Below are 26,006 nucleotides of genomic sequence, written 5' to 3' on the forward strand. Positions count from 1 at the left end.
ATGGAAGCATTCACCACGCACACCGGCCGGGCCGTCCCGCTGCGCCGCAGCAACGTGGACACCGACCAGATCATCCCCGCGCACTGGCTCAAGAAGGTCACCCGCGACGGCTTCGAGGACGGGCTCTTCGAGGCCTGGCGCAAGGACGCGGACTTCGTCCTCAACCGCCCGGAGCGCGAGGGCGCGACGGTCCTGGTGGCCGGCCCCGACTTCGGCACCGGCTCCTCCCGCGAACACGCCGTCTGGGCCCTCCAGAACTACGGGTTCAAGGCCGTCATCTCCTCCAGGTTCGCCGACATCTTCCGCGGCAACTCGCTGAAGAACGGTCTGCTGACCGTGGTCCTGGACCAGCGGACGGTGGACGCCATCTGGGAGCTGACGGAGGCCGACCCGACCGCCGAGGTGACGGTCGACCTGGAGGCCCGGCAGGTCCGCGCCGAGGGCATCACGGCCGACTTCGAGCTGGACGAGAACGCCCGCTGGCGGCTGCTCAACGGGCTGGACGACATCAGCCTCACCCTCCAGAACGAAGCCGACATCGCGGCGTACGAGGCGGCTCGTCCGGCCTACAAGCCCCGCACAATTTCGGCCTGATCTGCCCTTTTCAAGACCGTGCCCCCTGCCTTCTGGTAGGGGGCGCAGTCGTTTGTTGGGACCCCGTCGGGCGACAACTCGCCCCAGATGGCACAATCGGTGCATGGAACGCGACAGCCAACTCAAGCTTTACGGCCAAGTCGCCGACCAATTGAAGGAAGCGCACTCACGGGTGCGCGCACTGCAAGTCCCGGCCGGCGTAAGGATGGCGTTGAACCGGAAGCTGCTGGCCGTCACGGCCGCGGCGAAGCACGATCTTCCGGGCGCGGCACAGCGCCTGGACCGGTTGATGAAGGACCTCGACGAGGGCCGATTCCCCGAAGGTGACTGACTCCGCGGAACTGCGCGGCGGTCGACTTCGTTGCGGCACTAGGGTGATTAGCCCGTTTCGTGTTTGATTTGCGGTATATATCTGCCTAACGTGCGAAAAAGCCTGAACAGATTGGTTCCGGCAATGTCTCCGAAGGGGAAGACGTGAACAAGGCGCAGCTCGTAGAAGCGATTGCCGACAAGGTCGGCGGCCGCCAGCAGGCCGCGGACGCGGTGGACGCGGTACTCGACGCGATCGTCCGGGCGGTTGTCGCGGGGGACCGGGTCTCGGTCACCGGCTTCGGCTCGTTCGAGAAGGTGGACCGCCCCGCCCGCTACGCGCGCAACCCGCAGACGGGTGAGCGCGTCCGGGTCAAGAAGACCTCGGTGCCCCGCTTCCGCGCGGGCCAGGGCTTCAAGGACCTGGTGAGCGGCTCCAAGAAGCTCCCCAAGAACGACGTGGCCGTGAAGAAGGCGCCCAAGGGCAGCCTCTCCGGCGGCTCTTCCACCCGTACGACGGCCAAGGCCGCCGCCAAGAAGGCCACCGCGAAGAAGGCCACCGCCAGGAAGACGGCGACTCCGGCGAAGAAGACCACCACCACCGCCGCCAAGAAGACCACCGCGAAGAAGACGTCGCCGGCGAAGAAGACGACGACGGCCGCGAAGAAGGCCACCCCTGCGGCGAAGTCGACGGCGGCCAAGAAGACCACCGCCGCCAAGACCGCGCCCGCCAAGAAGACCACGGCGAAGAAGGCGCCCGCGAAGAAGACCACCGCGCGCAAGACCACGGCCAAGAAGACCACCGCGCGCAAGAAGTGAGACCGGGCCGCACGGGCCCCCACACGCGCCGGGCCGGGCTCCCCTCGGGGAGCCCGGCCCGCGGGCTGTCCGGCCGGCGAACCACCGGCGCCGTACGGCTCGGAAGGCCCCCCGCGCCACGTCTCAGAAGGTCTGCAGCGTCACCAGGCCGATCCGCAGCCCGGCCCCCTCGCCCTCACCCTCGATCCGCACCCGCTGCCCCGGACGCAGCAGCCGCAGCCCGCCCGCGTCGAACGCGGCGGCGCCGAACTCCACCGGGGTGCCGTCGTCGAGCAGCACACTGCCGCTGCGGGTCACGGGGTCGTACGTGTACGAGGTCGCCTGCATGGGTGCAGACTATCGGTCCCGCGCCGGCGTCCGGGCGGCCCAGCGGCCCGCGGTGAACGGCCCCACGCCCAGCGCCAGCGCCACCCGCAGATCCTCCCCAGTGTCCACGTCCCGGCGCACCGAATCGATCCCCGGCAGCGTGATTTCCACCGCGCCCGACGCCAGGTGCCGCGCCCGCGACGGACCCCCGAAAGCCGGACGCAATTCCGTACCCGCACGGGCCGAGAGAAATGTCGTGCCGATTCCCGACGCATCGGGGACAAATGCGCGGGGAAAAGCGGCGGAGAATTCCAGGACGCGGGACAATTCCGCCGGCCGCAGCGCGGGCAGGTCCGCGTTCAGCGCGGCGAGCGGCGCGTCCGGCCTGGCCGCCCGCGCCACCCGCTCACCGTGCGCGAGGGCCGCGTTGAGCCCGGCGGCCGGGGAATCGGGCACCACCAGGGCCCCGAGCGCGCCCAGCGCCGCCCCCGCCGCCGTGTCGTCCGTGACGACCACCACATTCGCCACATCCGGGCAGGACAGCGCCGCCGCCACCGTGTCCCGGGCGAAGGCGAGGGCCAGCCGGGGCCGCAACAGAGCCCCCGACGCGGGCGCCAGCCTGCTCTTGGCCCGCGCCAGCGGCTTCAGCGGGACGACCAGCGACCAGCGCCCGGCCGGGTCCGTGTTCGTGGCGGTGCCTGACTCGTTACGCATCGCCGCCTATTCTCGCCTGCCGGCGCCCCGGCCCGGAGGGGCGCCTGCCGAGGTGAGGCGTACGGTGTTCTCGACAGAGCAGGGGCCTGGGGCGAGACTTGACCCTCGGTAGTCAGACAGAGATCAGCTCCACGATCCCGTTCACAGAGGAAGGTGTCCGAGTGTCCCGCCGCAGAATCGGCTTCTGGTACCGCCTGGCGGCGGTCATCGCGAAACCGCCGCTGGTGGTTCTCTTCAAGCGCGACTGGCGGGGAATGGAACACATTCCGGCCGACGGCGGATTCATCACCGCGGTCAACCACAACTCGTATCTGGACCCGCTCTCCTACGGGCACTTCCAGTACAACACCGGCCGCGTGCCCCGGTTCCTCGCCAAGGCCGGCCTCTTCAAGGGCACCTTCGTCGGCACGATGCTGCGCGGCACCGGCCAGATCCCCGTCTACCGCGAGACCACCAACGCGCTGGACGCCTTCCGGGCCGCCGTGAACGCCATCGAACACGGCGAGTGCGTCTCCTTCTACCCCGAGGGCACCCTCACCCGCGACCCCGACATGTGGCCCATGGCCGGCAAGACCGGCGCCGCCCGCGTCGCGTTGATGACCCGCGCCCCCGTCATCCCGGTCGCGCAGTGGGGCGCCAACGAGGCGATGCCGCCCTACGCCAAGGAGAAGAAGCTGCGGCTGCTGCCCCGCAAGACCCTCCGGGTCAAGGCCGGGCCGCCCGTGGACCTCTCCCGGTTCTACGGCAAGGAGCCGACGCCCGAACTGCTCCGCGAGGCCACCGAGGTGATCATGCGCGCGATCACCGCGCAACTGGAGGAGATCCGGGGCGAGCAGGCGCCCGCCGAGCCCTACGATCACCGCAGGGCCCGTGCCGAACAGCGGCGCAGGGCCGAAGGAGAGGGACTCACGTGACACACCCCGTGAAGGCCGCCGTCTTCGGAACCGGCTCCTGGGGCACGGCCTTCGCCATGGTCCTCGCGGACGCCGGCTGCGAGGTGACGCTCTGGGGCCGCCGGGCCGAGATCGCCGAGGCGGTCAACACCACCCGCACCAACCCCGACTACCTGCCGGGCATCGAGCTGCCCGCAGCGGTCCGGGCCACCACCGACGCCGCCGACGCGCTGCGCGGCGCCGACTTCGCGGTCCTCGCCGTGCCCTCCCAGACGCTGCGCGCCAACCTCGGCGACTGGACTCCGTACCTGGAGCCGCAGACGGTGCTGGTCTCCCTGATGAAGGGCGTCGAAGTCGGCACCGCCAAGCGGATGAGCGAGGTCATCGAGGACGTCACCGGGGTCGGCGCCGACCGCGTCGCCGTCATCAGCGGGCCCAACCTCGCCAAGGAGATCGCCGAACGGCGCCCCACCACGACCGTCGTCGCCTGCCGGGACGAGTCCGTCGCCCGCCGCCTCCAGGCCGCCTGCCACACCCCCTACTTCCGCCCGTACACCAGCACCGACGTCGTCGGCTGCGAACTCGGCGGAGCCGTCAAGAACGTCATCGGGCTCGCCGTCGGCATCGCGGACGGCATGGGCCTCGGCGACAACGCCAAGGGCTCGCTCATCACCCGCGGCCTCGCGGAGACGATCCGGCTGGGCGAGGCCATGGGCGCCGACCCGCTGACCTTCTCCGGACTCGCCGGTCTCGGCGACCTCGTGGCCACCTGCTCCTCGCCGCTCTCCCGCAACCACACCTTCGGCACCAACCTCGGCCGCGGCATGACGCTCCAGGAGACCATCGCCGTCACCAAGCAGACCGCCGAGGGCGTCAAGTCCTGTCAGTCGGTGCTCGACCTGGCCCGCAGGCACGGCGTGGAGATGCCGCTCACGGAGACCGTCACCGGCATCGTCCACGAGGGCAAACCCCCGATGGTCGCCCTCAAGGAGCTGATGTCGCGCAGCGCGAAGGCCGAACGGCACTGAGCCACCGGGCCGCCCCCGCTCACCCGCCGGGCGGCCCGCGCCGCGCTGACGCGACCGGTACCAGCAGGTACGCTCAACGCGATATGAGCAGCGAGAACCTCCCCCAGAGCACGGAGCACCAGCTCCGCAAGCCGCGTGTGGCCGTCGTGTTCGGCGGCCGCAGCTCCGAACACGGCATTTCGGTGGTCACGGCCGGCGCCGTCCTCGGCGCCATCGACCGGACCAAGTACGACGTCCTGCCGATCGGCATCACCACGGACGGCCGCTGGGCGCTCACCGCCGACGAACCCGCGCGCATGGCCATCGCCGACCGGCGGATGCCGGACGTGGCCCAACTGGCCGAATCCGACGAGGGCGGCGTCGTGCTCTCCGTCGACCCCGGCAGCCGCGAAGTGGTCTACACCGAGCCCGGCGCGGTGCCCAAGGCCCTCGGCGAGGTCGACGTCGTCTTCCCCGTCCTGCACGGCCCGTACGGCGAGGACGGCACCCTCCAGGGACTCCTGGAACTGTCCGGCGTGCCGTACGTGGGCGCCGGTGTCCTCGCCTCCGCGGTCGGCCAGGACAAGGAGTACATGAAGCGGGTCTTCACCTCCTTCGGCCTCCCGGTCGGCCCCTATCTGGTCGTCCGCCCCCGCGAGTGGGACAACGACCCCGCCGCCGCCCGCGCGCGCATCACCGGCTTCGCCGCCGAACACGGCTGGCCCCTCTTCATCAAGCCCGCCCGCGCCGGCTCCTCCATCGGCATCACCAAGGTGGACGACGCCTCCGGCCTGGACGCGGCCATCGAGGAGGCCCGCCGCCACGACCCCAAGTTCCTCGTGGAGTCGCTGCTGCGGGGCCGCGAGATCGAGTGCGGCGTGCTGGAGTTCGAGGACGGGCCGCGCGCCAGCGTGCCGGCCGAGATCCCGCCCGTCACCGCGCACGACTTCTACGACTTCGAGGCCAAGTACATCGACGCCGCCTCCGGGATCGTGCCGGCGCCGCTCACCGACGAGCAGACCGCCGAGGTCCAGCGGCTCGCCATCGATGCGTTCGACGCCTGCTCCTGCGAGGGCCTGGTGCGCGCCGACTTCTTCCTCACCGAGGACGGCACCTTCGTCATCAACGAGATCAACACCCTGCCGGGCTTCACCCCGATCTCCATGTACCCGCGCATGTGGCAGGAGAGCGGCGTGGACTACCAGCAACTGGTGGACCGGCTCATCCAGGCCGCGCTCACCCGGCCGACCGGACTGCGCTGAGCCACCGCACACGGCGAAGGGCGGGCGCTCCCCGCAAGGAGCGCCCGCCCTCGAACCGGTTCGGCACCGGTCCGGCACCGACTCACAGCCGGTTCGGCACCGTCTTCTCCACCGCGGGGGCGAGAGCCGCGAGCGGGGTCGTGTCGTGCGCGTACGCCTGTGAGAGCGACACCTCGACGTACGTCACGCGCAGCGTGGTCGTCAGCCGGGGGCCGTCGTCCTCGCGCTGCTCCAGCATCCAGTTCACCCCGTTCGCGGTGATCCCCTTGGACTGGTCGTCGTCCATCCGGGCGGGACGCTCCACGCCGCAGCGCAGTACGATCGCCCCGTCCCCCCACCCGGCGGTCAGCGCCGAACCGGGCTCGGGGTCGTTCCGCTCCAGCCCGGCGACGGAATCCGGCAGCTCCCTGTCCAGCGCGCGGCAGTAGGCTGCGGCTTCCGAGGACGGGGTGGGCACCGTGACCGACGCCGCCGCGTCCCCCGGTGAGCAGCCCGCCGCCGCGAGCAGCAGCAGGGCGGCGCAGGGACCGTGGAGCACGGGGCGGAGGAGCCGGCGGCTGGAGTACGTCACCGGCCCAGCGTAGACGGGGGCTAGAGGTGCACGACCGGGCAGGTCAGGGTTCTGGTGATGCCGTCCACTTGCTGGACCCGCGCCACCACCATGCGTCCGAGTTCGTCCACCGTTTCGGCCCGGGCGCGCACGATCACGTCGTACGGACCTGTGACGTCTTCTGCCTGAATCACTCCCGGGAGTTCGGAGATGGTCGCGGCGACGGTCGACGCCTTGCCCACCTCGGTCTGAATGAGGATGTACGCCTGTACCACGGAACCTCCAGGACGGCCACGAGGATCATGTGGGGGAAAGGGACGCCACGTTATCGCGTCGCCGCGCGCAGCGGGGAGACCCACGGGCCGGATGACGTCATCAGCGTGGCGTACAGAACGCACAAGTTGACGTAACTCTTGACAGTACCGACAGCAGAGACGGCACGCGACCGCGAGTGGGGCGGCGCGCACGGGGGACAGGCCGGAGCGTCCGGCCCGACAGATGAGAGGTGACACTCGGTGAAGGCAACCGTGGGCGAGTTGGGGGAGTTCGGGCTCATCAGAGAGCTCACGTCCCGGCTCACCACCACTCCGGCGGTCCGGCTCGGGCCGGGCGACGACGCCGCGGTCGTGACCGCCCCCGACCGCAGGGTCGTGGCCAGCACGGACATCCTGCTGGAGGGACGGCACTTCCGGCGCGACTGGTCCACCGCCTACGACGTCGGCCGCAAGGCCGCCGCGCAGAACCTCGCCGACATCGCCGCCATGGGCGCCGTGCCGACCGCACTGCTCCTCGGCCTCGTCGTCCCCGCCGAACTCCCGGTCACCTGGGCCGGGGAGCTGATGGACGGGCTGCGCGACGAGTGCCAGGTCGCGGGCGCGGCCGTGGTCGGCGGTGACGTCGTACGCGGTGACACCATCACCGTCTCGATCACCGCGCTCGGCGACCTGCGCAACCACGAACCCGTCACCAGGGCCGGTGCCCAGCCCGGGGACGTCGTCGCCGTCACCGGCTGGCTCGGCTGGTCCGCCGCCGGATACGCCGTGCTCTCCCGCGGCTTCCGCTCGCCGCGCGCCTTCGTCGAGGCCCACCGCCGCCCCGAACCGCCGTACCACGCGGGCCCGGCCGCCGCCGGGCTCGGCGCCACCGCCATGATCGACGTCAGCGACGGGCTCGTCGCCGACCTCGGGCACATCGCCGAGGCCAGCAAGGTCCGCATCGACCTGCGCTCCGGGCTCATCGACGTCCCGTCCCAGATGTCGGACATCGGGCAGGCCGTCGGCGTGGACCCGCTGCAGTGGGTGCTCACCGGGGGAGAGGACCACGCGATCGTCGCGACCTTCCCGCCCGACGTGAAGCTGCCGGCCCGCTGGAAGGTCATCGGCGAGGTCCTCAACCCGTCCGCGCTGCCCCAGGTGACGGTCGACGGGGCGCCCTGGACCAGCAAGAACGGCTGGGACCACTTCGGCGACATCGAGGACGCCCAGTAGGCCCAGTAGATTGCGGCGCATGCCGATCATCACACCCGTACCGCCCCGTGTGCTCACCGTCGCCGGTTCCGACTCCGGCGGCGGTGCGGGCATCCAGGCCGACCTCAAGACCATGCTCGCGCTCCGCACCCACGGAATGAGCGTGCTGACCGCCGTCACCGCGCAGAACTCCCTCGGCGTCCAGGGCGCCTGGGAACTGCCCGCCGACGCGGTCCGCGCCCAGTACCGCAGCGTCGTCTCCGACATCGGCGTGGACGCGGTCAAGACCGGGATGCTGGCCACCGCGACCCTCGTCGAGACCGTCGCGGAACTGCTCGCCGAAACCGCCGCCCCCGTCGTCGTGGACCCGGTCGGCGTCTCCAAGCACGGCGACCCGCTCCTCGCCGCCGACGCCCTCGCCTCGGTCCGGACGAAGCTGCTGCCCGTCGCCACCGTGGCCACCCCCAACCTGGACGAGGTGACGCAGCTCACCGGGATCACCGTCACCGACGAGGCCGGGATGCGCCGGGCCGCCGGCGCGCTGCTCGGCTACGGGCCCCGCTGGGTCGTCGTCAAGGGCGGCCATCTGCCCGGCGACCCCGTGGACCTGCTCACCGACGGCAGCGAGGAGCACTGGCTGCGCGCCCGGCGCCACGACAACCGGCACACCCACGGCACCGGCTGCACCCTCGCCTCCGCCATCGCCTGCCACCTGGCGCGGGGCGCCGAGGTGCCGGCGGCGGTCCGGGCCGCGAAGGAGTACGTCACCGGGGCGATCGAGGCGGGCTTCCCGCTCGGCGCCGGCATCGGCCCGGTCCGCCACGGCTGGCGGCTGCGCGAGGCGGACTGACCCGGCGGGCCCGGCCACCGGGACGCGACCACCCGGGGCGCGGGCCCGTATGCGCACAGCAAAAAGCCGGTCCACCGAGATGGACCGGCTTTTCGGGCAACCGGTAGGGCTGCGCTACGACGGGAACGTCAGCGCGCGACCTTGCCGGCCTTGATGCACGAGGTGCAGACGTTGAGCCGCTTCGGCGTCCGACCGACCACGGCACGCACGCGCTGGATGTTGGGGTTCCAGCGACGGGACGTACGGCGGTGCGAGTGCGAAATACTGTTGCCGAAGCTCGGCCCCTTGCCGCAAACGTCGCAGTTGGCAGCCACGGGTCACTCCAAAGACTTCAGATGCACTTACAGTGAATTCCGGTACGCCGGATTCAAGGACTGAAGCGACGGTACCGGGGGAATGTCCCGACTTTCGTCGGGCAACCGAAGCAGCATACAACGCCTGCTCCGGAGATACGAAACTACCATGGGTTCCACCGCCGCCCTCCCCGCCCCCGGACCGGCCCACCCGCCGGCCGGGACTAATCTGCGGGGCGGACAGCCGCCCCTTCCCCCGCTCACGAGCCCCGTCCCGAGCCCCCGTTCCGAGGAGGACCCGAGGTGCCGCAGACCGCCGACGAACCGGATGCCGTCGCGGTACGGACCTGGTGCTCCCTGGCCCTGGAGGCCCTCGGCCGGGAGCGGGAGGCGATCGACGCGATCAACGTCTACCCCGTCGCCGACGGGGACACCGGCACCAACCTCTACCTGACCGTGGAATCCGCGGCGGCGGCCGTCGAAGCGGTCTTCGCCGCCCACGAGACCGGCGGCACCTCGGTGCCCTCCGCGGCGGACGCGGTACGCGCCATGGCCCACGGCGCCCTCATCGGCGCCCGCGGCAACTCCGGCACGATCCTCGCCCAGCTCCTGCGCGGCATGGCCGGCGTCCTCGCGGAGGGCACCGGCGGCGACCGGATGCGCCTGGCGCTCGACCGGGCCGCCGTCTGGGCCCGCGAGGCCGTCGCCCACCCCGTCGAGGGCACCGTCCTGACCGTCGCGGACCGGGCCGCGGCCGCCGCCGGACGCGCGGCACCCGGCGCGGACACCGCCCAGGTGGCCCGCGCCGCCTACGAGGGCGCCCGCACCGCCCTGGACGCCACCCCCGGACAGCTCCCCGCCCTCGCCAGGGCCGGCGTCGTCGACGCGGGCGGCCGCGGCCTGGTCACCCTGCTCGGCGCACTCGTCGAAGCCGTCTCCGGGCACGCCCCGCACCACCCGTACCGCGACCCCGCCCCCTTCGTCCCGCGGCACACCGGCGACGCCGAGGCGGAGCACGACGGCACGTGCCCGGCGGCCGAAGCGACCGGGGGCGGCCCCGCCTTCGAGGTCATCTACCTGCTGGAAGCCGGCGACGAGGCCGTGGACCGGCTGCGCCGCCGGCTGGACGCCCTCGGCGACTCCCTCGTCGTGGTCGGCGGCGACGGCCTCTGGAACGTCCACGTCCATGTGGACGACGCGGGCGCCGCGGTGGAGGCCGGCGTCGAGGCCGGCCGCCCGTACCGCATCCGGATCACCCACTTCGCCGCCGACCGCAGCCACGCCCGCCCCGAACCCGCCCGCCGCGCCGTCGTCGTGGTCGTCCCCGGCGACGGACTGGTCGGCCTGTGCCGCGAGGCCGGCGCCACCACCGTGCTCGCCCGCCCCGGCGAACCCCCCGCCAGCGGCGAACTCGCCGACGCGATCCGCCGCGCCCACGCCCGCGAGGTGGTCCTGCTCCCCAACGACGGGGAGCTGCGCCACACCGCCGCCGCCGCGGCCGAACAGGCCAGGGCCCACGGCGTCCGGGTCGCCGTCATCCCCACCCGCGCCGCCGTCCAGGGCATCGCCGCGCTGGCCGTCCACGAACCGGGCCGCGGCTTCGACGAGGACGTGGTCGCCATGACCTCGGCGGCCGGCGCCACCCGCTACGCCGAACTCGCCGTCGCCGAACGGCAGTCCTGGACCACGGCGGGCATCTGCCAGGCCGGCGACATCCTCGGCCTCATCGACGGCGACGTGGCCGTCATCGGCCAGGACGTCCCCGGCACCGCCCGTAAGGTGCTCGACCGGATGCTCGCCTCCGGCGGCGAACTGGTCACCCTGGTCCTCGGCGAGAACACCCCGCCCACCCTCGCCGACACCCTGGAACAGCACGTCCGCGAGGGCCACCTCGCGGTGGACACGACGATCTACCACGGCGGCCGCCAGACCGCCCCGCTGCTCATCGGCGTGGAGTAGCCCGCTCATCGGCGCGGAGCGGCTTTCCGGCGGTCCGGCGCCACCCTGCGGCCGACTGTCACTGCCGTGGTGTGCAATGGAACGCGTGTCTGCGTTCGACGAACCCCTCAAGAAGCTCCTCGGCGGTCCCACCGCGAAGGTGATGGGCGAGCACCTCGACCTGCACACGGTCGGGGACCTGCTGCACCACTACCCGCGCCGGTACGAGGAGCGCGGCCGGCTCACGGCGCTGACCGACCTCCCGCTCGACGAGCACGTCACCGTCGTCGCCCAGGTCGCCGACGCCCGCGTCCTCACGTTCAACGGCGGCCGCGGCAGACGCCTGGAAGTCACGCTCACCGACGGCCACGGCCGGCTCCAGCTCGTCTTCTTCGGCCACGGCGTCCACAAACCCCACAAGGAGCTGCTGCCCGGCCGGCGCGCCATGTTCGCCGGCAAGGTCTCCGTCTTCAACCGCAGGATGCAGCTCGCCCACCCCACCTACCAGCTGCTCGACGCCGCCGACACGGACGAGGCGAGCGAGGCCGTCGACGCCTTCGCGGGCAGGCTGCTGCCCATCTACCCCGCCTGCAAGCAGCTCGACTCCTGGCGGATCGCCAAGGCGGTGGACGCCGTGCTGCCCAGCGCGGCCGAGGCCGTCGACCCGCTGCCCGCCACCCTGCGCGAGGGCCGCGGCTTCCTCCCGCTGCCCGAGGCCCTGCTCAAGATCCACCGGCCGGCCACCAAGGCCGACGTGGCCGCCGCCCGCGACCGGCTCAAGTGGGACGAGGCATTCGTCCTCCAGGTCGCCCTGGCCCGCCGCCGGTTCGCCGACACCCAGCTCCCCGCCGTCGCCCGCAGACCCACCCCCGGCGGCCTCCTCGACGCGTTCGACGCGAAGCTCCCGTTCACCCTCACCGACGGCCAGAACAAGGTCTCGAAGGAGATCTTCGACGGCCTCGCCACCGAACACCCGATGCACCGCCTCCTCCAGGGCGAAGTCGGCTCCGGAAAGACCATGGTCGCCCTGCGCGCCATGCTCGCCGTCGTCGACTCCGGCGGCCAGGCCGCCATGCTCGCGCCCACCGAGGTCCTCGCCCAGCAGCACCACCGGTCCATCACCGAGATGATGGGCGAGCTGGCGGAGGGCGGCATGCTGGGCGGCTCCGAGCAGGGCACCAAGGTCGTCCTGCTCACCGGCTCCATGGGCACCGCCGCCCGCCGGCAGGCCCTCCTCGACCTGGTCACCGGCGAGGCGGGGCTCGTCATCGGCACCCACGCCCTCATCGAGGACAAGGTCAAGTTCCACGACCTGGGCCTGGTCGTCGTGGACGAGCAGCACCGCTTCGGCGTCGAACAGCGCGACGCCCTCCGCTCCAAGGGGAAGCAGCCGCCCCACCTGCTCGTCATGACCGCCACCCCCATCCCGCGCACCGTCGCCATGACCGTCTTCGGTGACCTGGAGACCTCCGTACTCGACCAGCTCCCGGCCGGCCGCTCGCCCATCGCCAGCCATGTCGTCCCCGCCAAGGACAAACCGCACTTCCTCAGCCGCGCCTGGGAACGCGTCCGCGAGGAGGTCGAGGGCGGCCACCAGGCGTACGTCGTCTGCCCCCGCATCGGCGACGACGAGGACGACCCGGCCGGGAAGAAGGGGAAGGGCAAGAAGGCCGCCGAGGAGGAGGCCGCGGCGGACAAGCGCCCCCCGCTCGCCGTCCTGGAGATCGCCGAACAGCTCGCGAAGGGCCCCCTGAACGGCCTGCGCGTCGAGGTGCTGCACGGCAGGATGCAGCCCGACGACAAGGACGACGTGATGCGCCGCTTCGCCGCCGGTGACGTGGACGTCCTGGTCGCCACCACCGTCATCGAGGTCGGCGTCAACGTCCCCAACGCCACCGCGATGGTCATCATGGACGCCGACCGCTTCGGCGTCTCCCAGCTGCACCAGCTGCGCGGCCGGGTCGGCCGCGGCTCCGCCCCCGGCCTCTGCCTGCTGGTCACCGAGGCCCACGAGGCGAGCCCCGCCCGCGCCCGCCTCTCCGCCGTCGCCGCCACCCTGGACGGCTTCGAGCTGTCCCGGATCGACCTCGAACAGCGCCGCGAGGGCGATGTGCTCGGCCAGGCCCAGTCCGGCGTCCGCTCCTCGCTGCGGGTCCTCAGCGTCATCGACGACGAGGAGGTCATCGCCGCCGCCCGCCAGGAGGCCGTCGCCGTCGTCTCCGCCGACCCGGACCTGGACCGCCTGCCCGAACTGCGCACCGCCCTGGACGCCCTGCTGGACAAGGAGCGCGAGGAGTACCTCGACAAGGGGTGAGCCCCAGGGCGCCCGGGCCCCGCACACGCCATATCGTGGGAGCCACGGCGCCCGCGGCACCCCGCGCGCAGCCCCGACCCGACCCGAGGACCAGTCACCCATGACCCGCGTGATCGCAGGCGTGGCCGGCGGACGCCGCCTGGCCGTCCCGCCCGGCACCGGCACCCGGCCCACATCCGACCGCGCGCGCGAGGGCCTGTTCTCCACCTGGCAGGCGCTCCTCGGCACCCTGGACGGCATCCGGATCGCCGACCTCTACGCCGGCTCCGGCGCCGTCGGCCTCGAAGCGCTCTCCCGGGGCGCCGCCCACGCCCTGCTCGTGGAGGCCGACGCCAAGGCCCTGCGCACCGTCCGGGACAACGCCCGCACCCTCGGCCTGCCCGGCGCCGAGGTCCGCGGCGGCAAAGCCGAACAGATCGTGACGGGCCCGGCGCCGGCCGCCCCGTACGATGTCGTCTTCCTCGACCCGCCGTACGCCGTCACCGACGACGATCTTGGCGAGATACTGCTCACACTCCGTGCCCAGGGGTGGCTCGCGGACGACGCGCTCGTCACCGTGGAACGCAGCACCAGGGGCGGAGAATTCAGCTGGCCCAAGGGTTTCGAGCCGTTGCGGGCCCGCCGCTACGGCGAGGGAACCCTTTGGTACGGTCGCGCCGCCGCTACGTGCGAAGACGCACGATGACCGGACCGGAGAGCGAGGAAATCAAGTTGCGCCGCGCCGTATGCCCCGGGTCCTTCGACCCCATCACCAACGGACATCTCGACATCATCGGCCGCGCCTCGAAGCTGTACGACGTCGTACACATCGCGGTGATGATCAACCAGTCCAAGAAGGGCCTCTTCACGGTCGACGAGCGGATCGACCTCATCCGCCAGGTCACCGCCGAGTTCGACAACGTCCGGGTCGAGTCCTTCCACGGCCTCCTCGTCGACTTCTGCAAGCAGCACGACATCCCGGCGATCGTGAAGGGCCTGCGGGCCGTCAGCGACTTCGACTACGAACTCCAGATGGCCCAGATGAACAACGGGCTCACCGGCGTCGAAACGCTCTTCGTGCCGACCAACCCCACCTACAGCTTCCTGTCGTCCTCGCTGGTCAAGGAGGTCGCGGCCTGGGGCGGCGACGTCTCCCACCTGCTGCCGCCGGTCGTCGGGGAGGCCCTCACCGAACGGCTCGCGGGACGCTGAACCGCTGACGGCACGTCAGCCGTACCGGCCGCGGGTGTCGGGCGGGAGCCGACTGGCCGTACAGTCGTCCCGTCCGTCTCCAACCGGCAGTAGAGAGTGGCGAGCACACGGTGGACGTGCAGAAGAAGCTCGACGAGATCGTCGCGACGGTCGGGAACGCCCGGTCCATGCCCATGTCGGCGTCCTGCGTGGTCAACCGCGCCGAACTGCTCGCGATGCTCGAAGAGGTGCGCGACGCCCTGCCCGGCTCGCTCGCCCAGGCCGCGGAGGTCATCGGCGGCCACGAGCAGCTCGTGGAGCAGGCCCGCCAGGAGGCCGGCCGCATCATCGAGAACGCCCGCGCCGAGCGCACCGCCCTGATCGCCGGGACCGAGGTCGCCCGGCACTCCCAGGCCGAGGCCGACCGCATCCTCGCCGAGGCCCGCAAGGAGGCCGACGAGGTCCGGGCCGAGGCCGACGAGTACGTCGACAGCAAGCTCGCCAACTTCGAGGTCGTCCTCACCAAGACCATCGGCTCCGTCGACCGGGGCCGCGAGAAGCTGCTCGGGCGGGGCCGGGGCTACGACGAGCAGGGCTACGAGGACCCCGACTTCGCCGAGGCCCCCGAGCGCAGCACCGACCCGGACACCCTGCGCAGCCGCGCCGACGCGTACGTGGACACCAAGCTGGGCGCCTTCGAGGCGGTGCTCGCCAAGACGCTGGAGGCGGTCGGCCGGGGCCGGCAGAAGCTGCACGGCCGGGTCGCCACCGACGAGCTGGGCGCGCACATCGCCGCCCAGGACGCGGCCGGTGACCAGGGCCACACCAGCGACGAGGACCACTGGGCCGGACTGGCCGAGGTCGCCGCCCCGCAGCCGCTCCCGATCCCGCACCAGCCCGAGCCGCAGTACGGCGCGCAGCCGGAGTCGCAGTACGCCCAGGGCTACGGCTACCAGGACCAGCCCCAGCCCCAGCAGGACGTCTACGGCTATCAGCGGCAGCCCGACCCGTACGCCGCGTACCAGCAGCAGGGCTACGACGCCTGGCAGCAGCCGGTCCAGCCCCAGCAGCCCGCCCCGCAGCACGGCGAGGCCGCCCTGGACGAGACCAGCCTCTTCGACACCAGCATGATCGACCTGGACCAGCTCCGCCGCTACGAACAGGGCCGCTGACCCCTCACGGGGACCGTTCGGGCCCGGATTGGGAGCTGGGCGGTGTGTCCAGTATCCTGGCTCTTCGGTCGCGCGTATGTCCGCGATCCCGGCTGCCCGCTTCGACTCCGAACCGGTCGGTCCTCCCACCACGCGTGACGCGTTCGATCCGAAAGCAGGAGAAGCCCTGAACGGCCACCTCGACCACCGAAACCCCCTCGTGTTCGACACACACGAGCTGGGCCGGCGTCCGGGTGCCATGAGGCGGCTGACCCGCACCGCGGACGCCCCCGCCGATCTCGGCATCGGCGGCGTCATCGGAGTGCCGGAAGGCGCCCCGGTGGAGCTGGACCTCCGCCTCGAATCCGTCATGGAGGGCGTGCTCGTCACCGGGACCGCCCGTGCGACGGTCGAGGGGGAGTGCGTAAGGTGTCTGGAGCCGCTGAACCGCGAGGTCGAGGCGGACTTCCAGGAGATGTTCTCGTACCCTGACGCCGACGACCGGAACCACGGCAAGCCCGCGGACCCGGCCGACGACGCCGAGGACGACGAGGACAGGCTTTTCCTCGAGGACGGCCTGTTCGACCTCGAACCGGTGCTGCGTGATGCGGTGGTGCTCGCACTGCCGATGCAGCCGGTGTGCAAGGAATCCTGTGCCGGTCTGTGCTCCGAGTGCGGGGTCAGGCTGGACGAGAATCCCGGCCACCATCACGATGCCGTCGACGCTCGTTGGGCGGCACTGCAAGGACTCGCCGAGACCATTCAGGACGGCGAGAAGGACAACATGGGCGGCGCCGCACCCGGCGTCGACAAGAAGCAGGAGAAGTAGCCGTGGCTGTTCCGAAGCGGAAGATGTCGCGCAGCAACACGCGCCACCGCCGGTCGCAGTGGAAGGCTGCGGTCCCCACCCTGGTTTCGTGCGAGCGCTGCCAGGAGCCGAAGCTGCAGCACATCGCGTGCCCCAGCTGCGGCACGTACAACAAGCGCCAGGTCCTCGAGGTCTGAGCGGCTGGTGAGAGGCCCGATGTCTGAGTTGTCCCACGCCAAGAAGCAGGCAGACAACGTCAACACAGCCTCGTCCCACACGCTTCTGGAAGGGCGGCTCGGGTACCAACTCGAGTCCGCCCTTCTGGTGCGTGCGCTGACCCACCGTTCGTACGCGTACGAGAACGGCGGTCTGCCCACCAACGAGCGGCTGGAGTTCCTCGGGGACTCCGTGCTCGGCCTGGTGGTCACGGACACGCTGTACCGCACCCACCCCGATCTGCCCGAAGGCCAGCTGGCCAAGCTTCGGGCCGCGGTGGTCAACTCGCGCGCACTGGCGGAAGTGGGCCGCGGCCTCGAACTCGGCTCCTTCATCCGGCTCGGCCGCGGTGAAGAGGGCACGGGCGGCCGGGACAAGGCGTCCATCCTCGCCGACACCCTGGAAGCGGTGATCGGCGCGGTCTATCTCGATCAGGGCCTGGACGCGGCGTCGGAGCTGGTGCACCGGCTCTTCGACCCGCTGATCGACAGGTCCTCGAACCTCGGTGCCGGCCTGGACTGGAAGACCAGCCTCCAGGAGCTGACCGCGAGCGAGAGCCTCGGAGTCCCCGAGTACCTCGTCACGGAAACCGGCCCGGACCACGAGAAGACCTTCACTGCTGCCGCCCGCGTCGGTGGTGTCTCGTACGGCACCGGCACCGGCCGTAGCAAGAAGGAAGCGGAGCAGCAGGCGGCCGAGTCCGCCTGGCGCGAGATCAGCGCCGCCGCGGAAGCACGGGAGGCCGCGGCGAATGCCGTTGCCGACGGAGGGGCCGCCGACACCCCTGCCGACCCCGCGCAGTCCACGGACGTCGCTCCGGCCTGACCTGCGGAGAACCCCCCGGCGCCACCGCGCGCCGGGGGGTTCTCCCTTTTCCCGTACGTCCTTCCCTCTTACCCCTTTTTTCCCTGTACGCCCTTCGTTCCAGGAGCCTGCCCGTGCCCGAACTGCCCGAGGTCGAAGTTGTCCGCCGAGGTCTGGAGCGCTGGGTCGCCGGGCGGACCGCCGGTGAGGTCGAGGTGCTGCATCCGCGTGCGGTCCGCCGCCATCTCGCGGGCGGCGTGGACTTCGCGGCCCGGCTCACCGGGGCCCGGTTCGGCACGGCGATGCGGCGCGGCAAGTATCTGTGGGTGCCGCTGGACGGGGCGGCCGGCTCGCTCCTGGGCCACCTCGGCATGAGCGGCCAGCTCCTCGTGCAGCCCGAGGGGGCGTCCGACGAGAAGCATCTGCGGATCAGGATCAGGTTCGCCGACGCCGTCGGCACCGAGCTGCGCTTCGTGGACCAGCGCACCTTCGGCGGGCTCTCGCTCCACGAGAACACCCCGGACGGGCTGCCCGACGTCATCGCGCACATCGCCCGCGACCCGCTGGACCCGGCTTTCGACGACGCCGCCTTCCACACCGCGCTGCGACTGCGCCGCACCACGATCAAGCGCGCCCTGCTCGACCAGTCGCTGATCAGTGGCGTCGGCAACATCTACGCGGACGAGGCGCTGTGGCGGTCCCGGCTGCACTACGACCGGGCGACCGCGACCCTCACCCGCCCCAGGTCCGCCGAGTTGCTGGGCCATGTCCGCGACGTGATGAACGCGGCCCTGGCCCAGGGCGGCACCAGCTTCGACAGCCTCTATGTGAACGTCAACGGCGAGTCGGGCTACTTCGACCGGTCGCTCGACGCCTACGGCCGCGAGGGCGAGCCCTGCCACCGCTGCGGCACGGCGATGGCACGGCGCCCCTGGATGAACCGGTCCAGCTACTACTGCCCCCGCTGCCAGCGCCCGCCGCGGACATGACTCAGAAGCCGAAGTCCTGGGTCCACCAGGGGCCGCCGGCGCCGAAGTGGACGCCGACGCCGAGCGTCTTGTAATCGCAGTTGAGAATGTTTGCCCGGTGACCGTCGCTGTTCATCCAGGCATCCATCACGGCCTGCGCGTCGGTCTGGCCGCGGGCGATGTTCTCGCCGCCGAGCCCCGATATGCCGGCCGCCGCCGCCCGGTCCCAGGGGGTCCTGCCGTCCGGGTCGGTGTGGCCGAAGAAGCCGCGCGCGGCCATGTCGTCGCTGAAGCGCTGGGCCAGCGAGGCCAGGGACGAGCTCGCCGTCACCGGGCTGCATCCGACCTTGCCGCGCTCCTCGTTGACGAGGGCCAGGATGGCCGCCTGGGCGGAGGCGGCGGTGGCGGTCGGCGTGCTGCTCTTCGACGGGGCCGGGGCCGAGGACTTCGGGGCGGCGGGCGCCGTGCTCCGGGTGGGCGCGGTGGCCGGGGCCCTCGCGGCGCTGGAGGAGGAGGGCCGGGCCGACTCCTTCTTCCGGGGCGCGGCCGTCTTCCCGCCGGTGGTCTTCTTCCCGCTGGTGGTCTTCTTCCCGGAGGCGGCCTTCTTTCCGGCCGCGGTCTTCGAGGGCCCGGCCGAAGCGGAATGCGAAGCGGAGGCCGGGCGGGAGGAGCTGGGCGAGGCCGGCTTCGACGAGTCCGACGAGGCAGAACCCGACTTCTTGGGCGCGGAGGCACGGTCGGTGCTGCGGCTCGCCGGCGCCGAAGCGGAAGAGCGATCGGTGGGCGATGCGGTGGCGCCGCCCTGGGAGAGCAGATCCGGCGCGGCCTGCGAGCGCACCTGGTCGGCGGTCGGACCACCGCTCACGGTGTGGCCGTCGCCGCCGGGCAGCAGACCCGAGGCCACGGCGACCGCTCCGACGGCCAGGGCCGTCGAGACACCTATCAGCCCGGTGCGCACGGGGAGCGCCGACCGCTTCCTGCGACCCGCCGCCGCGTTCCGGCCCGCGGTCCCCTCGGCCTGTTCCCCAGCGGCGGGAGCTGCGCCGCCGCGTCGATGGCGTCCCATCTGCTGTGCCCTTCTGACGACCTGGGCGTCGTTTTCGACGCCACCACGCTCACCCGTACGAGTGAGGCTTGTGCGAGGGGACTGTACGCCATGGGGATTCGCCGGGAAGTGCTCCGCGAGCAATTCGACGGATAGCGTTCGGGCATGAACGAAGACGTACGACTCACCGCTTGGGTACGCGGCCGAGTACAGCAAGTAGGGTTCCGCTGGTTCACCAGGGCAAACGCTTTGGAGATCGGCGGCCTCACCGGTTTCGCCCTCAATCTCGACGACGGCCGGGTACAGGTCGTGGCGGAGGGCCGGCGTGAGAATTGCCACCGTCTCCTGGACTGGCTGCGCTCCGACGACACACCCGGCCGCGTGGACGGTGTCACTGAGATATGGGACACGCCGCGCGGGGGATACGACGGATTCGCGATCCGCTGAGAGCCCCCGGAATCCGGCTGCGGAAAGGGTCCGTGTTCGGCCCGTGTTCGATGCGCGGCGCGGGGTGACGGCACGGACCCCCGCCGCGCCCGCACCCGAAATGACCTGCGGAATGTTCGGATGGTTGCCAAGATTCGACCGGCGTGTCAGGCTGCCGCCCAACGGATGATCTCCCCGCCCGCGAGGGCTCCGTGGGGGAGTCGCACCACATGATCGTCGAGCCGTGTGCCCCAGGGGCGCCCGGCTCCGCAGGGTGTGATCGTGTTGACCGTCAAACTTTTTGGTGAGACTCTGAAAACCCCGCGCACCTTAGCTGTTCGGCAGAGCTGGTAGGCAGCAGAACAGCAGTGACACAGAGCACTGCCGAGCACCGCGGGTGCGATCCCTCACGACCCACACCGCATCGGTCGGTCACTCATTGTGGAGGACCATCCATCATGGCAAAGGCGCTTCTCGGTTACGTCGGCGGTTCCGACCCGCGACTCCTCGCCGAGATGCGACGGCTTCAGCAACGCGTCCAGGACCTCGAATCCGAGCTCGTCCGGATTCAGCAGGAGAACGACGCGCTCAACGCCGCCGCCCAGCACCAGTCGCTGCTCGACAGCATCGACATCGACGTACCCCAGGCGGAGCCGGCGCTCACCTGACCGGGCTCGCCGAGTGACCGGGCCCGCCGAGTCCGGCCGGGCCCGTCGATCCCGTAACGCACCGTCGATCCAGTAACGCACGCCGTACGAAAGACGCATGCCGCGCGAACGGGCATGTGTGCGGCGACCACTGGCCACCACTGGCCCATGGAATCACAGGGGACGCTTCGGCGTCCCTTCCTTCTTTTCTCCCCGCCCCTCGTACCGCCCCGCGCAGCTCCCGCCCGGACTTACACCCCTTCCCTTACCGTCTGATGTGCCCTGCACCTTCATCGGTGAAACCGAGAGCGAAAGGTAGAGTCCGGCGGCGTGCACCTCAAGGCCCTGACCCTGCGCGGTTTCAAGTCGTTCGCCTCCGCCACGACCCTGCGTTTCGAACCCGGAATCACCTGCGTCGTCGGGCCCAACGGGTCGGGTAAATCCAATGTGGTGGACGCGCTCTCCTGGGTCATGGGGGAACAGGGCGCGAAATCCCTGCGCGGCGGCAAGATGGAGGACGTGATCTTCGCCGGGACCACTGGCCGGCCGCCGCTGGGCCGCGCCGAGGTCTCGCTGACGATCGACAATTCCGACGGCGCCCTGCCCATCGAGTACGCCGAAGTCACCCTTACGCGGATCATGTTCCGCAACGGCGGCAGCGAATACCAGATCAACGGCGACACCTGCCGTCTCCTCGACATCCAGGAACTCCTTTCCGACTCCGGCATCGGCCGCGAGATGCACGTCATCGTCGGACAGGGCCAGCTCGACTCCGTCCTGCACGCCGACCCGATGGGGCGCCGCGCCTTCATCGAGGAGGCGGCCGGCGTCCTCAAGCACCGCAAGCGCAAGGAGAAGGCGCTGCGGAAGCTGGACGCGATGGGCGCCAACCTCGCCAGGGTCCAGGACCTCACCGACGAACTGCGCCGCCGGCTCAAACCGCTCGGCCGGCAGGCCGCCGTGGCCCGCCGGGCCGCCGTCATCCAGGCCGACCTGCGCGACGCCCGGCTGCGCCTCCTCGCCGACGACCTGGTCGCCCTGCGCACCGCCCTGCGGAGCGAGATCGCCGACGAGGCCGCGCTCAAGCGGCGCCGGGAGGCCGCCGAGGCGGAACTCGCAGCCGCCCTCGCCCACGAGGCCGGACTGGAGGACCAGGTGCGCCGGCTCGCCCCCCGGCTCCAGCGCGCCCAGCAGACCTGGTACGAGCTCTCGCAGCTGGCCGAACGCGTGCGCGGCACGATCTCGCTGGCCGACGCCCGGGTCAAGAGCGCCACCACCCCGCCCGAGGAGGAGCGCCGCGGCCGCGACCCCGAGGACCTGGAACGCGAGGCCGCCCGCATCCGCGAGCAGGAGGCCGAGCTGACCGCCGCCCTGGAGGCCGCCGAACACGCCCTGGACGACACCGCCGCCCACCGCCAGGAGCTGGAGAACGCGCTGGCGGCCGAGGAGCGCCGGCTCAAGGACGCCGCCCGCGCGCTCGCCGACCGCCGCGAGGGCCTCGCCCGGCTCAACGGCCAGGTCAACGCCGCCCGCAGCCGCGCCGGTTCGGCCCAGGCGGAGATCGACCGCCTGTCCGCCTCGCGCGACGAGGCGCGGGAGCGGGCCGTCGCCGCCCAGGAGGAGTACGAGCAGCTGAAGGCCGAGGTCGACGGCATGGACGCCGGCGACACGGAACTCGGCGAACGGCACGAGGCGGCCCGGCGCGAGCTGAAGGAGGCCGAGGCGGCGCTCTCCCGCGCCCGCGAGGAGGCCACCGCCGCCGAACGGCAGCGCGCCGCCGTCGCAGCCCGGCACGACGCGCTCGCCCTCGGACTGCGGCGCAAGGACGGCACGGGGGCGCTGCTCGGGGCCCGCGACCGGCTCAGGGGACTGCTGGGCCCGGCCGCCGAACTGCTGACGGTGGCCCCGGGCCACGAGGTCGCGGTGGCGGCGGCACTGGGCGCCGCGGCGGACGCGGTCGCGGTGACCGACCCGGCCACGGCGGCCGAAGCGATCCGGCTGCTGCGCAAACAGGACGCCGGCCGCGCCTCCCTGCTCCTCGGCGGGGTGCGCCGGGCCGAGGACGGCGCACCCCGGCCCGTGGTCCCGGCCGGCACCCCCGCCGTCGCCGAACTGGTCGGCGGCCCCGCCGAACTGCTGGCCGCCGTCCACCGCCTCGTCCGGGACATGGTGGTCGTGCCCACCCTGGAGGACGCCGAGGACCTGATCGCCGCCCACCCCGGACTGACCGCGGTCACCGCCGAGGGCGACCTGCTCTCCGCCCACTTCGCGCACGGCGGGTCCGCCGGAGCGCCCAGCCTGCTGGAGGTCCAGGCGTCCGTGGACGAGGCGGCCGCCGAACTGTCCGGCCTGGCCGTGCGGTGCGCCGAACTGGCCGAGGCGCAGCGGATCGCGGCCGGCCGGCGGACCGCGGCGGCGGCGCTCGTCGAGGAGTTGGGGGAGCGCAGGCGGGCCGCCGAGCGGGAGCGGTCCGGGGTGGCCCAGCAGCTCGGACGGCTGGCCGGTCAGGCCCGGGGCGCCGCCGGTGAGGCCGAACGCATGGACGCGTCGGCCGCCCGCGCCCAGGAGGCCCTGGAGCGCGCCACCGAGGAGGCCGAGGAGCTGGCCGAACGGCTGCTCGTGGCCGAGGAGGCGGCCGGGGACGGCGCCGACGACGAACCGGACACCGCCGTGCGCGACCGGCTCGCGGCCGACGGGGCCAACGCCCGCCAGACCGAGATGGAGGCCCGCCTCCAGGTCCGTACCCATGAGGAGCGCGTCAAGGCGCTCGCCGGGCGTGCCGACTCGCTGGACCGGGCCGCGCGCGCCGAGCGCGAGGCGCGGGCACGGGCCGAGCGGCGCCGCGCCCGGCTGCGGCACGAGGCGGAGGTGGCCGCGGCGGTGGCGTCGGGCGCCCGGCAGCTGCTGGCCCATGTCGAGGTGTCCGTCGTACGGGCGGAGCGGGAGCGGGCGGCGGCCGAGGCGTCGAAGGGCGAGCGGGAGCGGGAGTTGGCGGCCGAACGGCTGCGGGGCCGGGACCTCAAGGCGGAGCTGGACAAGCTGACGGACTCGGTGCACCGGGGCGAGGTCCTCGGCGCCGAGAAGCGGTTGCGGATGGAGCAGCTGGAGGCGAAGGCGCTGGAGGAGCTGGGCGTCGAACCGGCCGGGCTGGTCGCCGAGTACGGACCGGATCAGCCGGTGCCGCCGTCCCCGCCCGCCGAGGGCGAGGAACTGCCCGAGGACCCGGAGCATCCGCGCAACCGGCCGCGGCCGTTCGTGCGGGCCGAGCAGGAGAAGCGGCTCAGGTCGGCCGAACGGGCGTATCAGCAACTCGGGAAGGTGAATCCCCTCGCCCTGGAGGAGTTCGCGGCCCTGGAGGAGCGGCACCAGTTCCTCTCCGAGCAGCTGGAGGACCTGAAGAAGACGCGCGCCGATCTCCTCCAGGTCGTCAAGGAGGTGGACGAGCGGGTCGAGCAGGTCTTCACCGAGGCGTACCGGGACACGGCACGTGAGTTCGAGGGCGTCTTCTCACGGCTGTTCCCCGGTGGTGAGGGGCGGCTGATCCTGACCGACCCCGACCACATGCTCACCACCGGTGTGGACGTGGAGGCCCGGCCGCCGGGCAAGAAGGTCAAGCGGCTCTCCCTGCTGTCCGGCGGCGAGCGGTCGCTGACGGCGGTGGCGCTGCTGGTCTCCATCTTCAAGGCGAGGCCGAGCCCGTTCTATGTGATGGACGAGGTCGAGGCGGCGCTCGACGACACCAACCTCCAGCGGCTGATCCGGATCATGGAGGAGCTCCAGGAGAGCTCGCAGCTCATCGTGATCACCCATCAGAAGCGGACGATGGAGGTCGCCGACGCGCTGTACGGGGTGTCGATGCAGGGGGACGGCGTCTCGAAGGTGATCAGCCAGCGTCTTCGCTGAGGGCCGGGGTAGCCGAGTGGTGGCGGGGCCGAAGATGTGCGCCACTTGAGAGCAGTTCACCCATGTCCGATGCCGCGGCGCCCGGCCCCAGGGAGGTCCTACGTGAGGAGTGCACCGCAAGGACCTGAACCGGGTTCCGGGGCCCGTACGGCCCATCCGGACCACCTCGGTCATGTCATCTTCATCACCGCGGCCGCCGCCATGGGCGGCTTTCTGTTCGGCTACGACAGCTCCGTGATCAACGGCGCCGTCGAGGCGATCCGGCACCGCTACGACATCGGCTCCGGCACCCTCGCCCAGGTGATCGCCATCGCCCTGATCGGCTGCGCGATCGGGGCCGCCACGGCCGGCCGGATCGCCGACCGCATCGGGCGCATCCGCTGCATGCAGATCGCCGCCGTCCTGTTCACCATCAGCGCCGTGGGCTCCGCGCTCCCGTTCGCGCTCTGGGACCTGGCGATGTGGCGCATCATCGGCGGCTTCGCGATCGGTATGGCCTCGGTGATCGGCCCGGCCTACATCGCCGAGGTCTCGCCGCCCGCCTACCGGGGCCGGCTCGGCTCCTTCCAGCAGGCCGCGATCGTCATCGGCATCGCCATCTCCCAGCTCGTCAACTACGGCATCCTGCAGATCGCGGACGGCGACCAGCGCGGGAAGATCGGCGGGCTGGAGGCCTGGCAGTGGATGCTCGGCGTGATGGTGGTGCCCGCCGCCCTCTACGGGCTGCTCTCCTTCGCGATCCCGGAGTCCCCGCGCTTCCTGCTCTCGGTGGGCAAGCGGGACCGGGCCCGGAAGATCCTCGAAGAGGTCGAGGGCACGGGCGTCGACCTCGACGCGCGGGTGGCGGAGATCGAGACCGCGATGCGCCGCGAGCACAGGTCCACCTTCAAGGACCTGCTCGGCAGCCGTCTCGGCTTCCTGCCCATCGTCTGGGTCGGCATCGGCCTCTCGGTGTTCCAGCAGCTCGTCGGCATCAACGTGGCGTTCTACTATTCGGCGACGCTCTGGCAGTCCGTGGGCATCGACCCGACCGACTCGTTCTTCTACTCCTTCACCACGTCGATCATCAACATCATCGGTACGGTCATCGCGATGGTCCTGGTGGACCGGGTCGGCCGCCGCCCGCTCGCCCTCGTCGGCTCCTGCGGCATGGCGGTCGCGCTGGCCTTCGAGGCGTGGGCCTTCTCCGCCGATCTGGTGGACGGCAAGCTGCCGACCGCACAGGGCGCGGTCGCGCTGGTCGCCGCCCATGTGTTCGTGCTCTTCTTCGCCCTGTCGTGGGGTGTCGTGGTCTGGGTCTTCCTCGGCGAGATGTTCCCCAACCGCATCCGGGCCGCCGCGCTCGGCGTCGCCGCCTCCGCACAGTGGATCGCCAACTGGGCGATCACCGCGAGCTTCCCGAGCCTCGCCGACTGGAACCTGTCGGGCACGTACATCATCTACGCCTGCTTCGCCACGCTCTCGATCCCGTTCGTCCTGAAGTTCGTGAAGGAGACGAAGGGCAAGGCGCTGGAGGAGATGGGCTGACCGTTCCCCGCTTGCCGGAGCGGGTG

Annotated in this window: 27 protein-coding genes; 21 read left to right on the forward strand and 6 right to left on the reverse strand. The window is 71.9% G+C overall.

Annotation, left to right across the window (positions count from 1 at the left end):
• The 3 genes from leuD to DNK56_RS27260 all read left to right on the forward strand — a co-directional run bounded on the left by leuD (position 1) and on the right by DNK56_RS27260 (position 1,722).
• Entirely contained in the window at positions 1–594 is a 594-nt protein-coding gene (gene leuD / locus DNK56_RS27250) for a 3-isopropylmalate dehydratase small subunit (RefSeq protein WP_111338437.1), read from the forward strand.
• Between the two features lie 103 nt (positions 595–697).
• Positions 698–925, forward strand: a complete 228-nt coding sequence (locus DNK56_RS27255; RefSeq protein ID WP_111338438.1) for a hypothetical protein — start codon at positions 698–700, stop codon at positions 923–925.
• A gap of 143 nt (positions 926–1,068) precedes the next feature.
• A complete protein-coding gene (locus DNK56_RS27260; RefSeq protein ID WP_111338439.1) occupies positions 1,069–1,722 on the forward strand; it encodes an HU family DNA-binding protein in 654 nt (217 codons plus the stop codon).
• Between the two features lie 123 nt (positions 1,723–1,845).
• On the opposite strand, the gene DNK56_RS27265 is transcribed toward DNK56_RS27260, so the two are convergent.
• Both DNK56_RS27265 and cofC read right to left on the reverse strand, forming a co-directional pair.
• Positions 1,846–2,049, reverse strand: a complete 204-nt coding sequence (locus tag DNK56_RS27265) for a hypothetical protein (protein WP_111338440.1) — start codon at positions 2,047–2,049, stop codon at positions 1,846–1,848.
• A gap of 9 nt (positions 2,050–2,058) precedes the next feature.
• Positions 2,059–2,742: a 2-phospho-L-lactate guanylyltransferase gene (gene cofC / locus DNK56_RS27270; protein ID WP_111338441.1), complete on the reverse strand. Its 684-nt coding sequence runs from the start codon at positions 2,740–2,742 to the stop codon at positions 2,059–2,061.
• A gap of 161 nt (positions 2,743–2,903) precedes the next feature.
• Between cofC and DNK56_RS27275 the strand changes: the two genes are divergently transcribed.
• From DNK56_RS27275 to DNK56_RS27285, 3 genes are all read left to right on the forward strand, one after another.
• Entirely contained in the window at positions 2,904–3,656 is a 753-nt protein-coding gene (locus DNK56_RS27275) for a lysophospholipid acyltransferase family protein (RefSeq protein ID WP_111338442.1), read from the forward strand.
• Positions 3,653–4,663 (forward strand): NAD(P)H-dependent glycerol-3-phosphate dehydrogenase, encoded by a 1,011-nt coding sequence (locus DNK56_RS27280; RefSeq protein ID WP_111338443.1) that lies wholly within the window; start codon positions 3,653–3,655, stop codon positions 4,661–4,663. The genes DNK56_RS27275 and DNK56_RS27280 overlap by 4 nt, the downstream gene beginning before the upstream one ends.
• Positions 4,664–4,746: 83 nt before the next feature.
• Positions 4,747–5,904, forward strand: a complete 1,158-nt coding sequence (locus DNK56_RS27285) for a D-alanine--D-alanine ligase family protein (RefSeq protein ID WP_111338444.1) — start codon at positions 4,747–4,749, stop codon at positions 5,902–5,904.
• An 82-nt stretch (positions 5,905–5,986) separates the two neighbouring features.
• On the opposite strand, the gene DNK56_RS27290 is transcribed toward DNK56_RS27285, so the two are convergent.
• Both DNK56_RS27290 and DNK56_RS27295 read right to left on the reverse strand, forming a co-directional pair.
• Positions 5,987–6,475, reverse strand: a complete 489-nt coding sequence (locus DNK56_RS27290; protein ID WP_241990102.1) for a DUF3515 domain-containing protein — start codon at positions 6,473–6,475, stop codon at positions 5,987–5,989.
• A gap of 20 nt (positions 6,476–6,495) precedes the next feature.
• The gene (locus DNK56_RS27295; RefSeq protein ID WP_111338445.1) at positions 6,496–6,729 is read right to left on the reverse strand and encodes an Lrp/AsnC family transcriptional regulator; all 234 of its coding nucleotides are present in this window, start codon (positions 6,727–6,729) and stop codon (positions 6,496–6,498) included.
• A gap of 240 nt (positions 6,730–6,969) precedes the next feature.
• On the opposite strand from DNK56_RS27295, the gene DNK56_RS27300 reads away from it, so the two are divergent.
• Together DNK56_RS27300 and thiD are read left to right on the forward strand one after the other, a co-directional pair.
• Entirely contained in the window at positions 6,970–7,941 is a 972-nt protein-coding gene (locus DNK56_RS27300) for a thiamine-phosphate kinase (RefSeq protein ID WP_111338446.1), read from the forward strand.
• A 19-nt stretch (positions 7,942–7,960) separates the two neighbouring features.
• Positions 7,961–8,770, forward strand: a complete 810-nt coding sequence (gene thiD, locus DNK56_RS27305) for a bifunctional hydroxymethylpyrimidine kinase/phosphomethylpyrimidine kinase (RefSeq protein WP_111338447.1) — start codon at positions 7,961–7,963, stop codon at positions 8,768–8,770.
• Positions 8,771–8,898: 128 nt separating this feature from the next.
• Here the strand turns inward: thiD and rpmB are convergent, their stop codons facing one another.
• Entirely contained in the window at positions 8,899–9,084 is a 186-nt protein-coding gene (gene rpmB, locus DNK56_RS27310) for a 50S ribosomal protein L28 (RefSeq protein ID WP_003965989.1), read from the reverse strand.
• Between the two features lie 282 nt (positions 9,085–9,366).
• On the opposite strand from rpmB, the gene DNK56_RS27315 reads away from it, so the two are divergent.
• From DNK56_RS27315 to mutM, 9 genes are all read left to right on the forward strand, one after another.
• Entirely contained in the window at positions 9,367–11,022 is a 1,656-nt protein-coding gene (locus DNK56_RS27315; RefSeq protein WP_111338448.1) for a DAK2 domain-containing protein, read from the forward strand.
• Between the two features lie 76 nt (positions 11,023–11,098).
• A complete protein-coding gene (recG, locus tag DNK56_RS27320) occupies positions 11,099–13,315 on the forward strand; it encodes an ATP-dependent DNA helicase RecG (RefSeq protein WP_199563607.1) in 2,217 nt (738 codons plus the stop codon).
• Positions 13,316–13,415: 100 nt separating this feature from the next.
• A complete protein-coding gene (rsmD, locus tag DNK56_RS27325) occupies positions 13,416–14,000 on the forward strand; it encodes a 16S rRNA (guanine(966)-N(2))-methyltransferase RsmD (protein ID WP_111338449.1) in 585 nt (194 codons plus the stop codon).
• A 26-nt stretch (positions 14,001–14,026) separates the two neighbouring features.
• Entirely contained in the window at positions 14,027–14,506 is a 480-nt protein-coding gene (coaD, locus tag DNK56_RS27330) for a pantetheine-phosphate adenylyltransferase (RefSeq protein WP_199563692.1), read from the forward strand.
• A 110-nt stretch (positions 14,507–14,616) separates the two neighbouring features.
• A complete protein-coding gene (locus tag DNK56_RS27335; protein ID WP_111338451.1) occupies positions 14,617–15,657 on the forward strand; it encodes an ATP synthase F0 subunit B in 1,041 nt (346 codons plus the stop codon).
• Positions 15,658–15,856: 199 nt separating this feature from the next.
• A complete protein-coding gene (locus DNK56_RS27340) occupies positions 15,857–16,465 on the forward strand; it encodes a YceD family protein (RefSeq protein ID WP_111339638.1) in 609 nt (202 codons plus the stop codon).
• 2 nt (positions 16,466–16,467) lie between these two features.
• Positions 16,468–16,641 carry a 50S ribosomal protein L32 gene (rpmF, locus tag DNK56_RS27345; RefSeq protein WP_003965982.1) on the forward strand — a complete coding sequence of 58 codons (174 nt, stop codon included), beginning with the start codon at positions 16,468–16,470 and terminating at the stop codon, positions 16,639–16,641.
• 19 nt (positions 16,642–16,660) lie between these two features.
• Complete coding sequence (gene rnc, locus DNK56_RS27350; RefSeq protein WP_111338452.1) at positions 16,661–17,485, forward strand: ribonuclease III; 825 nt, start codon at positions 16,661–16,663, stop codon at positions 17,483–17,485.
• 113 nt (positions 17,486–17,598) lie between these two features.
• Positions 17,599–18,453 (forward strand): bifunctional DNA-formamidopyrimidine glycosylase/DNA-(apurinic or apyrimidinic site) lyase, encoded by an 855-nt coding sequence (mutM, locus tag DNK56_RS27355; protein WP_111338453.1) that lies wholly within the window; start codon positions 17,599–17,601, stop codon positions 18,451–18,453.
• A gap of 1 nt (position 18,454) precedes the next feature.
• On the opposite strand, the gene DNK56_RS27360 is transcribed toward mutM, so the two are convergent.
• Complete coding sequence (locus DNK56_RS27360) at positions 18,455–19,498, reverse strand: CAP domain-containing protein (protein WP_111338454.1); 1,044 nt, start codon at positions 19,496–19,498, stop codon at positions 18,455–18,457.
• A gap of 144 nt (positions 19,499–19,642) precedes the next feature.
• Between DNK56_RS27360 and DNK56_RS27365 the strand changes: the two genes are divergently transcribed.
• The 4 genes from DNK56_RS27365 (at position 19,643) to DNK56_RS27385 (ending at position 25,980) form a co-directional block, all read left to right on the forward strand.
• A complete protein-coding gene (locus tag DNK56_RS27365) occupies positions 19,643–19,924 on the forward strand; it encodes an acylphosphatase (RefSeq protein WP_111338455.1) in 282 nt (93 codons plus the stop codon).
• 437 nt (positions 19,925–20,361) lie between these two features.
• Positions 20,362–20,571: a hypothetical protein gene (locus tag DNK56_RS27375; RefSeq protein WP_111338456.1), complete on the forward strand. Its 210-nt coding sequence runs from the start codon at positions 20,362–20,364 to the stop codon at positions 20,569–20,571.
• A gap of 309 nt (positions 20,572–20,880) precedes the next feature.
• Positions 20,881–24,453, forward strand: coding sequence for a chromosome segregation protein SMC (gene smc, locus DNK56_RS27380; protein ID WP_111338457.1), 3,573 nt, complete (start codon positions 20,881–20,883; stop codon positions 24,451–24,453).
• A gap of 102 nt (positions 24,454–24,555) precedes the next feature.
• Positions 24,556–25,980, forward strand: coding sequence for a sugar porter family MFS transporter (locus DNK56_RS27385; protein ID WP_241990507.1), 1,425 nt, complete (start codon positions 24,556–24,558; stop codon positions 25,978–25,980).
• Positions 25,981–26,006: the final 26 nt, after the last annotated feature.

Source organism: Streptomyces sp. AC1-42W (assembly GCF_003248355.1).
Lineage (GTDB): Bacteria > Actinomycetota > Actinomycetes > Streptomycetales > Streptomycetaceae > Streptomyces.